At 33.2% G+C, this 12,792-nt stretch carries 10 protein-coding genes; 5 read left to right on the top strand and 5 right to left on the bottom strand.

Annotation, left to right across the window (positions count from 1 at the left end; all coding sequences use genetic code 11):
• Positions 1-149 precede the first annotated feature (149 nt).
• The 3 genes from AC3DU7_RS03675 to AC3DU7_RS03665 all read left to right on the top strand — a co-directional run bounded on the left by AC3DU7_RS03675 (position 150) and on the right by AC3DU7_RS03665 (position 2,256).
• Complete coding sequence (locus tag AC3DU7_RS03675) at positions 150-782, top strand: flavin prenyltransferase UbiX (protein ID WP_488038009.1); 633 nt, start codon at positions 150-152, stop codon at positions 780-782.
• The gene (locus tag AC3DU7_RS03670; protein ID WP_488038008.1) at positions 775-1,497 is read left to right on the top strand and encodes a hypothetical protein; all 723 of its coding nucleotides are present in this window, start codon (positions 775-777) and stop codon (positions 1,495-1,497) included. The genes AC3DU7_RS03675 and AC3DU7_RS03670 overlap by 8 nt, the downstream gene beginning before the upstream one ends.
• A 198-nt stretch (positions 1,498-1,695) precedes the next feature.
• A complete protein-coding gene (locus AC3DU7_RS03665; RefSeq protein WP_488038007.1) occupies positions 1,696-2,256 on the top strand; it encodes a shikimate kinase in 561 nt (186 codons plus the stop codon).
• A gap of 465 nt (positions 2,257-2,721) precedes the next feature.
• On the opposite strand, the gene AC3DU7_RS03660 is transcribed toward AC3DU7_RS03665, so the two are convergent.
• Both AC3DU7_RS03660 and AC3DU7_RS03655 read right to left on the bottom strand, forming a co-directional pair.
• On the bottom strand, positions 2,722-3,141 hold the full coding sequence (locus tag AC3DU7_RS03660) for a hypothetical protein (protein ID WP_488038006.1): 420 nt from the start codon (positions 3,139-3,141) through the stop codon (positions 2,722-2,724).
• Between the two features lie 7 nt (positions 3,142-3,148).
• Positions 3,149-3,553, bottom strand: a complete 405-nt coding sequence (locus tag AC3DU7_RS03655; protein ID WP_287520359.1) for an NIL domain-containing protein — start codon at positions 3,551-3,553, stop codon at positions 3,149-3,151.
• A 614-nt stretch (positions 3,554-4,167) separates the two neighbouring features.
• Between AC3DU7_RS03655 and AC3DU7_RS03650 the strand changes: the two genes are divergently transcribed.
• Positions 4,168-4,749: a thioredoxin family protein gene (locus AC3DU7_RS03650; RefSeq protein ID WP_488038005.1), complete on the top strand. Its 582-nt coding sequence runs from the start codon at positions 4,168-4,170 to the stop codon at positions 4,747-4,749.
• A gap of 1,509 nt (positions 4,750-6,258) precedes the next feature.
• The gene (locus AC3DU7_RS03645; RefSeq protein ID WP_488038004.1) at positions 6,259-8,253 is read left to right on the top strand and encodes a sensor histidine kinase; all 1,995 of its coding nucleotides are present in this window, start codon (positions 6,259-6,261) and stop codon (positions 8,251-8,253) included.
• Between the two features lie 1,563 nt (positions 8,254-9,816).
• Here the strand turns inward: AC3DU7_RS03645 and AC3DU7_RS03640 are convergent.
• The 3 genes from AC3DU7_RS03640 to AC3DU7_RS03630 all read right to left on the bottom strand — a co-directional run bounded on the left by AC3DU7_RS03640 (position 9,817) and on the right by AC3DU7_RS03630 (position 12,522).
• Positions 9,817-10,332, bottom strand: a complete 516-nt coding sequence (locus tag AC3DU7_RS03640; RefSeq protein WP_488038003.1) for an RES family NAD+ phosphorylase — start codon at positions 10,330-10,332, stop codon at positions 9,817-9,819.
• A gap of 549 nt (positions 10,333-10,881) precedes the next feature.
• The gene (gene parS, locus AC3DU7_RS03635) at positions 10,882-11,361 is read right to left on the bottom strand and encodes a type II RES/Xre toxin-antitoxin system antitoxin (protein WP_488038002.1); all 480 of its coding nucleotides are present in this window, start codon (positions 11,359-11,361) and stop codon (positions 10,882-10,884) included.
• An 876-nt stretch (positions 11,362-12,237) separates the two neighbouring features.
• Positions 12,238-12,522 carry a DUF427 domain-containing protein gene (locus AC3DU7_RS03630; RefSeq protein WP_488038001.1) on the bottom strand — a complete coding sequence of 95 codons (285 nt, stop codon included), beginning with the start codon at positions 12,520-12,522 and terminating at the stop codon, positions 12,238-12,240.
• Between the last annotated feature and the right edge of the window lie 270 nt (positions 12,523-12,792).

Below are 12,792 nucleotides of genomic sequence, written 5' to 3'. Positions count from 1 at the left end.
AAAAAAGTAATAGTCTCTTATAGTTAAAAATTCTAAGGTTATGGTCAAGTGGAGTCCTGAAAGCTACCAAAAATCGCAGAAAGCGTTTTACTCTGTTGGTGATTTGCTAAAAAATTTATCCTTGTAAGCTCTAAAAAGATTTATTGAAAATGAAAGATTCTGTTTCTACTCCGCAACTACCGATAACGATTGGAGTTACAGGAGCATCAGGACTAATTTATGCTGTCAGAACTATTAAATTCTTGTTAGCATCCAACTATACTATTGATTTAGTAGCCTCAAAAGCTAGCTACTCAGTCTGGCAAGCAGAGCAAAATATTAAAATGCCTGCCGAACCAACTAAACAAGAAAAATTCTGGCGAGAACAAGCTGGAGAAGAAAACAAAGGCAAACTCCGTTGTCATCCTTGGCAAGATATAGGAGCTAATATTGCTAGTGGTTCCTACAGAACTAAGGGGATGATTATCATTCCTTGCAGCATGGGAACAGCAAGTAAATTAGCTGCTGGGTTTAGCTCAGACTTACTAGAGCGTGCAGCAGACGTACAGTTAAAAGAAGGTGGTAAACTAATATTGGTGCCTCGGGAAACACCTTTGAGCTTGATTCATTTACGAAATTTAACTACTCTAGCAGAAGCAGGAGCAAGAATTGTCCCGGCAATCCCAGCTTGGTATCATAATCCCCAAACTATAGAGGATTTGGTAGACTTTGTAGTAGCTCGTGCTTTAGACCAGTTTGGTTTAGATTGTGTTCCTATAAAACGGTGGATAGGCCATGAATAGATCTCGGAATTTACTATTGTTAGTAGTTTTAATCTTAATAATCCTTGGGTTGGCCTTGTTTTCTTGGCAAAATTGGTCCCCTAATTTATCTTTGACTTTTTTGGGGTTACGATCTATACCTCTACCTTTATCTCTATGGATTTTAGGTGCTTTTATTGCAGGTGTGATTACTTACTTGTTGATTTATGGTATTTTTGGACTTTCAAATTACCTATTAAAAAAGAATTTACAACCTGCCAGACCTCGTTCTAGAAAGTCTCATCATCAAGATAGAACTGAGGAAGTTTGGGATGCTTCACAACCTCAAGTAGCTTCAGACTCTCAAAGCTCTTTTAACCTGAATAAAGATTCAGAAGTAACTGAGGCAGATGAAAATTATGATGATTGGCAACCAAGACCTCCTAGGGTTAATCGCTCTTGGGATGGTAGCACAGAGGAGCAAGGTTCAGAAGAAAGACAAGAATCTGTGAATGAAAGTGCTACTAAAAATTATGAAGCAGAACAACAGCCAGAAACAGGTTCTATGTCTGGTTCTGTATATTCTTATGGCTATCGCGATAGTAGCAGTTCAGGTGTTGGTCAAACTGAATCTGTTTATGATGCAGATTATCGGATAATTACTCCTCCTCCTCCTGAAAATACATCTATGCCTACTCAAGAGGAAGAAGATAAGCAAGTTTCTGACAAAGATCATCAGTCAGAAGATCCAAAATAAGTTTGGCTTTTGTTTAATAGTGTTTTTTCATCATAAAAATTCGGTAAGTGGGAAACCACTGTCTTTTAAGCGGTGGAAGGATTTTTTTTGATTTTATCCCCTTAAAAGGGTCGGCTTTAAACCTGAATTTTTGAATGAATAATTATTAACTATCAACTCTTAATTATTCATTATTCATTATTCATTATTCGGTAACTTATGAATGTTAATAATAATAAGAAGTTTTTACAGGGAGTAAATCTTTATCTAGTTGGGATGATGGGGGCAGGTAAAACAACGGTGGGAGAGTTGCTATCCCAAGATTTAGGATATCGTTTCCTAGATACAGATAGTTTGATTTCTCAAGTTGCTGGCAAGTCTATCAATGAAATTTTTGCTGATGATGGTGAAGCAGCGTTTCGACAGTTGGAAACAAATGTATTGGCAGAAGTATCTAGTTATAAAAATTTGACTATTGCAACAGGTGGTGGTATTGTAGTAAACAATTTTAACTGGAGCTACTTACAGCATGGTATTGTGGTCTGGTTAGATGTGCCCGTAGAGGTATTATATAGTCGCTTGCAGGGCGATCAAACTAGACCTCTGCTTCAGGATAGAGACCCTCTAGGTAAACTTCAGGCTCTTTTAGAGGAACGACGGCCACTTTATGCTAATGCAGATGTTCATATTCATGTGGACTCTAAATCTACTCCTGAACAGTTAACAACGTTAGTATTAGCAGAAGTTAAAAAAGTTGTAAGAGCGCCTGTGATAAATTAGTTATTTGAAAGGTTCATCCCAAGATTTTAGTCTGAAAATAATCTAAACAGATGTTTTTGCCCAACCAAAATAATAATGTTATGATTTGATGTGGCTATAAAGTCTTTGGTAGAAACTAAATAATATCTGGGATGAATATATGAAAATTTTGTAGATAAAAAAAAGCCCCACCATACATCAGGTAGGGAGCAAGGACAGTTAAACGCTATTCTATTATTATCTCAGAAATCAACTATTATTGGTTGTTATATATGTGACAATTTATTAAACGTGTATACAACCAATAAGATTAATATTCAAATCTGAACCTACTCTTTAAATTAAGGCAATGTATAGTAGCACTTAAAGACACACTTCTGAAGTTGTCTATGATACTATAGTTTTTAAGCCTCACTACATCCTGTGTTCTGCTTCATAGCATTAGTATTAGGTGAGATTTAACGTCTTCGAGTTTCATTGATTATGCTAGAACTTAAGTCTATAAAGTAAAATTCCTAGCCCTAAACTTGCTTGAGAAATAATTAGTAAAATCACAAAAGACTGCCAATTTTTTAAGCCACAAACTTGAGTATCTAGTCTTACCAATATTCCCGCAGATATTAACACTAAAGCATCGACAGAAAGACTAATCCACCTAATGAGAACTACAAATAAAAAAGCAGAAATAATCACAGAAATAAAAGTCATAATATCAGATTGAAACCAGGGTTTAATTATTCTTTGAAAATTAGGTAGAGGAACAGTTAAAATAATATCTAATAAAAAAATAGCAGTTATAACAGTTAGATATAATAACTGAGAAGCTTGGATACTAGCTAATCTCCAGCCTAAGATGCTGTAACTAATTAAAAGTAGCATTAAAGAAAGTAAAGGTATTAGTTTCACATTAAATTTATAAGTTAGTAGAGATTGCTTGCACTGGGCAGGTAGGAATACATTGTTCGCATACTATACAACGAGACCTAATAAAATTGAGACGAAAGGTATCAGGTTGTAAAGTCAGAGCTTCTGTAGGGCAAACACCAGTACATAAACCACAATCTATACAGCTATCTTCATCGATTAAAATTTCCCTACTAGCCAAACATACATCTATATTTTTTAGCCTCATCCATTCAACGGCAGCATCTAATTCATCAATATCTCCCGATAATTCCAACACTAATTTACCAACTTGATTTGGTGCTACTTGAGCACGAATAATATTAGCAGCAACATTAAAATCTTTTGCCAACCGATAAGTAATTGGCATATGAATTGAACGTTGTGGAAATGTTAAAGTAACTCGTTTTTTCATAGTTATTTCTATGTCTCCTAATTAGAATAATTAGACTTTTTTTCAAAGTCAAAGTTACAGCAATTTTGGAGTTAATGAGGTAAAAAAAATTAGGGCTTTAGGGAGTAGGGAGTAGGAAAAAAAAGATTAATCTTAAAACGTAAGCATTCAACAGTTAGCTATCAGCTATTGCTTTTAGTTTGAGATAAAAGCTTTATTAATTGAGTTAGAATTAAATATTACTACAAAACTAGCTATATTCATTTAAACTCTGTTACGAGAGCTGACAGCTAATAACTGTTTGCGCAGCATTCCACAGGAAATGCTTACCTTAAAACTGTACCTCATTATCCTAAAAAGTGGTGTAAATCTTTTTTTACTCGTAATTTCTGATTAACTAAAGTCACCATAGAAGGGCGAGGCGCATACCAGAATTTTTCGGTAATTACAGCATTTTTTAGGAAGCGTGAGGTACGGTTTTAAGGCTAATCTTTTTTCCCTACTCTCTACTCCCTAAAATTTTTTACCTCATCAACTCTAAAACTGCTGTAATTTTTCTGCCCCTTGTTTAAGATGGCAATTGCTAAACTAATAGCTATAGTTTTTAATTGTAAAAATTCTTTAACTTTTTGACAATGAGCGTAAACCCATCTGAGTCTACAAACACTTTCCCTTTTGCAACCCGCCTGAGAAATTTCATTGTGGCGTTGGTAGCGATCGCTTTATCAGTCACCATTTTTATCGGATTACGAACGGAAACTACTTCGATTTCTTTAGGTGAAATGGCTGAAGCTGCAACACCTCTAAATGTGGCCTTAGCAAATGGTAAACCGAGTCTAATTGAATTTTATGCCAATTGGTGTACTACTTGTCAAGCTATGGCTCCTGAATTGGAGGAAGTTAAACAACAGTATGCTGAAAGTGCCAATTTTGTGATGTTGAATGTGGATAATAGCAAGTGGTTACCAGAGTTAGTTAAATATCGAGTAGACGGTATTCCCCACTTTGTGTTTTTGGATCGAGAGGGTTCTGAAGTTGGCCAGACTATCGGAGAAATACCAAAATCTGTGATGACAGCAAATATAAAAGCTTTAATTGCTGGAAATTTTATACCATACGATGGTACTGTTGGTCAAGGATCTAAGTTTGAAACATCAGTAGCACCAATTAAAGCAAGTCAAGCCGATCCGAGAGTTCACGGTAGTCAAGTGCAATAGTTGTCGATTAAGCTTGTAGATATATAGAATTACTTGACTTGCTTATTTAGCTACTTAGCAATTAACTGTATGGCAATCCTATTCTAATGCTGGTGAGGTACAAAGTTTAGGTAACAGCAAATATACAATTTCACGGAAGTCAATTCAGTTAACCTCTTGAGATAGGAACTGTGTTATGAGTACTTCTTGAAATTAAGGAGGTAAGAAGTGCATAATTTTCTTTTTTTATCCCCTTAAAAGTGAGATTGTACAAGCTGAATACTTTTACTAAAAATAATTTCAAACAATTATTTCATACATTGATCTTGATATTTCATATATTGAGGTATGAAACTTTTTATGAAATATTTAAAATGAAATGTTATCAGGATAAAAATTGTACCTCACTCAGCTGAAAAATACCATAGTTTATTTCTCATAGGAGTCAACCTACCCCTAACTCCTTACAAAATAGGAAGTCAAGAGCCACAAATGAATGGCTTTAATACTAGTTTTTAGGTCGTAAATTCTCTTTTTCTCTTGGTACACATTCCGCAAGCAAACTGGTGTCGTCGCGGGGTCGCACCACTCTACTTGGTCGATTGGATATGATGATGAGGTTCCCTCGCCATCCCGCCCTATGGGAAATTACGAAGATCGACCACTTTGTAAAAGAGACATTTCCTGCGAAATCTTTTTATCGCACTTATTATTCATAACATTCTTTTTTTAAATATAGCAATCCTAAATAAGTTGCGAGTAATCAAAAAGTAGATAAAAAAACTAAAACTCCTATCTGTTCCTTGTTCCCTCTCTTAGTCAGCATTCCGCAAGCGAGCTGACGGCGACGCAGGGTCTGACCGCTCTCTTGGTCGATTGAATATGGCGAGAAGACCCGCTCTTATCAGAGCCGCTCCGCTGTTAGCGCAGCTTTGCGATAGCAAACGCCATCCCTCGACCGCTATTCCCTAAAAAGCAGTAAGATTTTTGACACGAATAAAATAGGATTGCTATAGTATTAAATCCCTTTTCAACAATTAATAATTAACAACTACCTCTACTTTCAAATAAGAGAATTGACTCAAAGGAAAAAAATCTTTTTATTCCTTTAAAAAGGGAAGCTTTAAGCCACATCTTCTTTGTAAAATGTAGATAAATAAATTCATAATTAGATGGCTATAGAGAAGTAAAAAAAAGTATATCATATCAAATAAAATACAATTTCATGAAAGAAATAGGTGAACTTGTATAACCTTCATAGACATCCTCAAGAATTTATTGGATAAAAATAGAGAATAACTCTAGAAAAATAACTAACTTTTTCTGTTTTTATCACATATTTTTGCACAACTAAATATAATTTATATATGATAGTGTTTCTCAACTTAATTAGGTAAACCTATCTTTAATTTGTCTTCTATTCTCAGATCAAATTCTTCCTGTTCCTTAAAACCAATGAATGTGCATACCTAAAACTTCTTGGGAACTGCTATATGATAAAACTTACCTAATTTTTCAAATAAATCACTTATGAATAAATCATCTATCAACTCTAAACAATTACAAAAACTTTTAATATTTTATTCTGCGGCAGGAATATTTATTATTAGTGTTCTGGTTGCAATAGTCAGTATACTTCCTCTTTATAAGCAACTTAAAAGAAACGAAGAAAGCAATTTACAGTCGGCTTTAAGAACTCGAACTTTAGCAGTAGAAGAATTTCTTTCAAGAGCCAAAGGTATTGCAGCACAAATTGCTAGTCGTACTCAAGCAAGACTAGAATTAGAAGCTTATAACCGCAATTTAAATAATCGTGCTTCTGCTGTTTCTAAAATTACACGCTATCTAAGCGATGCTCTAAATAGGAGCGAAGATGTAGTGGGCATTAGTCGCTTCGATCAAAATAACCAATTGATAGTTCAACTTGGTTTACCTATTCCTCAAAAATTTTGGAATTTTTCCACTCATAACTCTCAAAATTCTCAAATTAGCAATCCAATTCGCCTCAATAATCAATCTTATATAATTGTTAGCCAAGCAATTGTTAACTCTAATCAACAACAACAAGGAACAGATTTAGTTTTATTTAAAACGGAGGATTTAGAAAAAATAATTACAGATTATACAGGACTAGGTCAAACAGAAGAAATTTTTTTAGGAACCTTTCAAAACCAACAAGTAAAATTATTTTTATCGTCCAGAAATAAAACTAAAACTTTATCAAGACCAATTTTGAGAGCGCTGGAAAAAACAGTAGTTCTTCAAGAATCAGGACTTAAATTTATCAAACCTAAATCTTGGACTTATGGACGAATAATTGCCTTTGAACCCCTCTCAAAAGTGAATTGGGGACTTGTGATTAAAATCGATCGTCAGGAATTGTATGCTTCTGTTCATTATCAGCTTATTACCATTGCAATTCTAATTATTATTTTAAGCTTTCTAGGAGCAGGTGGTATGATTTTACTATTGCGCCCATTAGCAGGTCAAGTAATTATTCAAACCGACGAGCTTGAAAAACAACTTCAGGAAAAAAATCGTACTCTACACGAGTTAAATAATGCTCAAGAAACACTACTTTTAGAAATTAAAGAACGTAAACAAGCCGAAAACTTATTACGAGAATCAGAAGCTAAATTAAAAGAACAAAAACAAGAACTTCAGCAAACATTAAAAGAACTTCAAATGACTCAAGCTCAGATGATTCAAAGTGAAAAAATGTCTAGTTTAGGTCAAATGCTTGCCGGAGTTGCCCATGAAATTAATAATCCGGTGAACTTTATTCATGGAAATATTGTTTATGCAAAAGATTATATTCACGATTTACTAAATTTAGTTCAACTCTATCAAGATTATTATCCTCATCCCCGTCAAGAAATTGAAGCAGGAATTGAAGATATCGATTTAAATTTTCTTCAAGAAGACCTCAAAAAAATACTTAAATCTATGGAAGTGGGAACAGGGCGCATCCAGGAAATTGTCAAATCATTGCGTATCTTTTCTCGCTGTGATGAAGCAGAAATAAAAAAAGTTGATGTACATGAAGGAATTGAAAGTACTTTAATGATTTTACAGAGCCACTTCAAAGCTAAATCTAAATCTGAATATTCAGAGATTAAAATAATTAAAGAATATGGTCAACTACCTTTGATCGACTGTTATCCTGGGCAACTTAATCAAGTATTTATGAATATTTTTAGTAATGCAATTTATGCAATTAAAAATAATCAAAATTCTCAAAAAATTGAATCTAATTCTGGCTGTATTCGGATTAAAACTCAAAGAATATCGGACAATTTAGTACAAATTTTTATTACTGATAATGGAGGAGGAATTAGTGAAGAAGTTCTCTCTCATTTATTCGATCCTTTTTTTACAACAAAACCAGTTGGTAAAGGGACTGGGTTAGGACTTTCGATTAGTTACCAAATTATTGTTGAAAAACATAAAGGAAAACTAGAATGCCATTCTCAAAAGGAAAAATATACAGAATTTATCATTACCATCCCGATAAATTTGAGTTAAAACATTTTCTTTCATTCCCGAGTGGCATAATTTTTTAGTTTTATTGTAGATAATTGGTATCAGATAATATTCAACAAACTAAATTTTTTCTAGATTTTGACAAACTGCTATATATTTTGAGACCATTTTTCTCAGCCTAGATTAACTAATAATTTTTGTCCAGTATTAGTTCAGCAATTAGCAATTAGTTATTACCGAAAAATTGTGGTTTAAAGCCTCCCCTTTTCAGGAGATAAGAAATAAAAATTTTCTTTTGAGTAAATCCTCTTCTTTTCAAGGAGAAGTAATTAGGGCTTGCTGAATAAATCTAAAAGTCTTTGCAGATAAAGGTAAGTGCCTTTAATGGTATTGAAAAAGTACCTGGTTTTTAGCTCTAATCGCTCAAAAAGGAGCATATTTTGGGCCAGATAGGGGAAGAACAATCTTGGGAAGATTCTTCTAATACCAAGCGTGAAAAAAGAATGCTATGAAAAGTGCCCCTCAATCAGATATGCTTAAAAATAGTGGTTTCCGTTCATTAAAGAATAGTTATTTCTATCGTTTTTACCTTTTTTTCAAAATTTTATCCTTCTTCCTTCTTTCTTACTTCTACTATTTGTAACAAAAACTTATCAAATTGGTATAACTACCTCTTCTATAATTCCCATTCCTCCTGACTTCACCGATTCATCCTACCCTTACCACTCATACTTTTGAGCGCAAACCCTAAATAGCAAAGTATTGACTGATATTGGTTTGAGGCAAATTATGTCTGGAAAAAGTATGAGCTTTTCACAAGCAATGTTGAAAAAAGTGAGGATTTTTGGGAAGTAAAAGCCGAAAAATCACTGTTACCATTGTTTTGGCTACTGACTCTGTAATTACTATTGCTTCTACGTCCTAACTACTCCCTACTCCCTACAAAGAGCAAAAAGACTAGTGAAGCGCAAACCCTAATTATCAATTCTTGAATTATTCTTTACAAAAAGGGGATTAGCCTAGTTGAATACTTTCCCAAAAAAAGCAGAAAAAACATTTATATACAGCCTATTCCATGTAATTTCGGCAAAATCTGAGCAAAAATTATTAAGCGTATGACAAAGAAATAATATGATAGATAGTCATAAATATGATTTGCTGAAAATGTGAGTATTTTCAGCTTTATTGCAGTAAAAAATTTACACTTTCCGAGCTTGAGAAAGACTAAAATATTTACAAATAAAGGCTTTTATTATTAATAAGTAAGCCTAAATATTTCATTAATTTATAATGGATAATTACCTCTGTTTAAAACAGTTATTGATTGAATATAAGGAAATCTGATTTCTTTTCTTGATCGATTGGATATGGCTCCGAAAACTCGCCATCACACCCTACAGGAAACTCCGCTTTTTCCTAGGTCATGCTGCGCAAACATGTCGGCGACAGCTGTTAACGTAGTTATGTGGCAGCAAAACGACCGCTTTTTTATCCTTAAAAGGAGAGGCTTTAAACCGAATGAATTAATTATCAATTATCTATTAGTAAGTAAATATATTGCTTGTGATATCCCTTTAATTATCAATAGGTAAAGTGCTAAAGTTATTATTTATTTAACAGTACCATATTAGACTCTGTCAATAAATTTTTTTCAATACTTTTTAAATTGCGGTCTAAGGTAAAAGATTGAGGTGGATAAATTGAAATTCTCTCAAAATCAGGATGTAAAGGATTAATCAAATAATTATATTCTTGAGGAATAATAGCAGAAGGAACCTTTAAAACTGCTGTTGTTTTAGCAGTTAACCATTTATCTCCAATCGAGGCTAAAACGAAAGGTGGAGAAGTATCACGCCAGTTATGGGGCAATAAATTTTCATCTACTTGTTTAATCGGTAAATTATCAGGAATTTTTACACCAATAGATACAAATATATTGCCAAAATTTTCTATTTCCATACTGACTAAAGTTTCTAATGTTGCTAGAGATAATGTGGCTGAAGTATAAATCAAGGATGTACCCTTAGAATTCCAACGCCCTCTACTACAATTAGAAGCTTCAGCTTTAAAAGCACTATCAATATGTTTTTTATGAGAGATTCGCCATACTATTAAACTCATGATTATTATCTTGTCAACTACTAAAATTGAAGAAAAATTTAGGGTTCTGAATAAATGATTGCAAAGATTTAGACTAATTACTAATTAATTTTGTTTCCTGACTCACTATTCAATATTCATATTAACTCAGTCGATCGTAAAAAGTATTCAATTCTTTGATTCATGTTGACAGCTCTACAGAATAAATAGAATAAAAATGCTGATACTATATATATTTTTTTCAATTTATAAATCCTGAATGATTTGCTGAAAAAAATATCTATGGGCAGGTTGGAAACCTGCCTTTTTCTCTGTTTCTTATTCACAACTACACAGAAATGAATTATTAGAGGATATTTGTAAAATAAATATTAGAAATATTAGATCGTGTAGGGTGAGAAGGGTGTTATGTAACCCACTATCCCACAACAAGAAGTGCCTGAGGTGTAAAACCATTCGCAAAGCGTAGCAGAGTTCTATCGTTATTCCAGAAATGTTAAGCGTACCGTTACACACCCTACTTAATCTTTTGTTTACAAACAGCCTCTTAATAATGAATAAAATGAATAATTAGCTATATACTCCATACTCTATTTTATTCAAAAGTTCATCTACTTGTTGTGTACCTGCATCCGTATCTAATAGTTCTAAAGGAGTTCTGCCACCCAAGGCGCGATTTGATTTTTTCAGCCAATCTCTTGCTATTTCTACATTGTCAAATATATCTAACGTTTGTGCAAAAATTCTAGCAACACGATATAGTCTATCTGATTCTGAAAGATCTAGAGGTTTCTGATCTTTCTTGCGCCTAGATATAGTACGTTCAGAAGTTGCTAATAAAGCCGCCATTTGTGACTCAGAAATGCCACAATATTCCGCTACTTTAATCACAGAAATTATTGAAAATCCCTGACGAATTATACTGACTATTTGTAGTTCTTGGGGCAATTCCAAAATATTTTGAGGTATTTTCTCAAACCCTAAAATTTGATAGATTCTGGGGATGGTTTCAGCTTCTGAGTTCTGAGAAACTTGATCTGGAGATAACATCTGGACATCCTTTGAAAGTCATGTGTCTAATATTATAATGCCAGATGTCTGAAAAAAGTCATTGAAATTTTATATTTATCAGATTTTACAGCAAAGAACGGGATAGTTAGGATTTATGCGGACGATAAAACTTAGACAGGAAAATGTTTTTCCCACTGTTCCCAGATCCGGTTTCCCTGTAATACCATTTCTCAAAAACTTTTCTACACTATTCTTAAGTAGGGGAGTAAGAGAGTGGGGGAGAAACAAACATCAGAATAATTAGCATTAACTGACTAAATAATTAGGAAATTAAGTTATTAAACCTGTGTTAATAACTTGATAACTGAAGTTCCAGACAAGTATAGCATTAATGCATGGGAATTGGTATAATGCATAATTTATTTATTAGGTTAACCCGCTGGAAAAGCAAGATAACATCAAGAAAAAAAGTGTCCTGGATATAACTGAGTGCTAGTTGCTATATCTGAAGCTAAATATCCAGAATATAATTAATTTATAACTGTTATGACCATTATTTATACTATAAACCTCTAATATTTCTCGATCGACTTGATACCCTAGAGAGAAGAGCCAAAAAACAGGAGGATTAGAAAGATGAGAAAAAGTATAAAGATGAAACTGTTAGAAAACATATTGCTTATTAGTTACTGTATCTGAATTCTAGAAAATTTTGACACTACTACCGTTAAATCAGAGATTATATACGGGGGATTTTTATACCCTTTCACTAAAGTCAAAAGTCAAAAGTTAAAAGTCAAAAGTTAGAATTGATACTTTAGGTACTTAAAACTTTTACTCTACGGTAATTTTAGCTTATTATTTGACTTCATCAGTTACCAACTAGAGGTAATTGTTAATTATTAATTTTTGAACCTAGCTTTCTATTTTTACGCGAGGATAAAAGGCCACATAGTTTTGAATATTTTTGGCTTTTTCTTTAGGGTTGGGATAATACCAGGCACCATCTTTATTTATCTTACCATCTACTTCTATATCGTAATAGCTAGCTTCACCTTTCCAGAAACAGTTAGTATGAGTGTTGCTTTCTTTGAAATATTCACGATTAACTGTGTCTGGTGGGAAATAATAATTGCCTTCGACCATTTCACAGCGATCGCTCTGCGCTAGAATAATACCATTCCAAATAGCTTTGACCATTAGTTTTTCCTAGATTTTAGTAATTACGGTATATAATAATATCAAATATTAAATTAAATCAAGGAAAACATCAAATCACAAATTAATTTTTTCTGCTCTAAATTTAGATCATCCTGGCTCTAAGATGATTGAGTAATAATACGTTTCTATATCTCCAGCTTAATTATTATCTAAAAATCCAATTTTTTTAACTTTATCCAATGCCAGAAAAGCTATTATTCTGAAAATAACTTTCAGAAAACACAAAAAAAGCAGCTTGTTAAGCTGCAT

The sequence above is a fragment of the Okeania sp. genome (assembly GCF_983059655.1).
Note: the sequence above shows the minus strand (reverse complement) of the source record. Positions and strands in the feature narration are given on the sequence as shown.

Bases quoted from the DNA above. Each gene is read 5' to 3' on its own strand.
- AC3DU7_RS03675 (WP_488038009.1), top strand. From the start codon at position 150: ATGAAAGATTCTGTTTCTACTCCGCAACTACCGATAACGATTGGAGTT.
- AC3DU7_RS03670 (WP_488038008.1), top strand. From the start codon at position 775: ATGAATAGATCTCGGAATTTACTATTGTTAGTAGTTTTAATCTTAATA.
- AC3DU7_RS03665 (WP_488038007.1), top strand. From the start codon at position 1,696: ATGAATGTTAATAATAATAAGAAGTTTTTACAGGGAGTAAATCTTTAT.
- AC3DU7_RS03655 (WP_287520359.1), bottom strand. From the start codon at position 3,553: ATGAAAAAACGAGTTACTTTAACATTTCCACAACGTTCAATTCATATG.
- AC3DU7_RS03650 (WP_488038005.1), top strand. From the start codon at position 4,168: ATGAGCGTAAACCCATCTGAGTCTACAAACACTTTCCCTTTTGCAACC.
- AC3DU7_RS03645 (WP_488038004.1), top strand. From the start codon at position 6,259: ATGAATAAATCATCTATCAACTCTAAACAATTACAAAAACTTTTAATA.
- AC3DU7_RS03640 (WP_488038003.1), bottom strand. From the start codon at position 10,332: ATGAGTTTAATAGTATGGCGAATCTCTCATAAAAAACATATTGATAGT.
- parS (WP_488038002.1), bottom strand. From the start codon at position 11,361: ATGTTATCTCCAGATCAAGTTTCTCAGAACTCAGAAGCTGAAACCATC.
- AC3DU7_RS03630 (WP_488038001.1), bottom strand. From the start codon at position 12,522: ATGGTCAAAGCTATTTGGAATGGTATTATTCTAGCGCAGAGCGATCGC.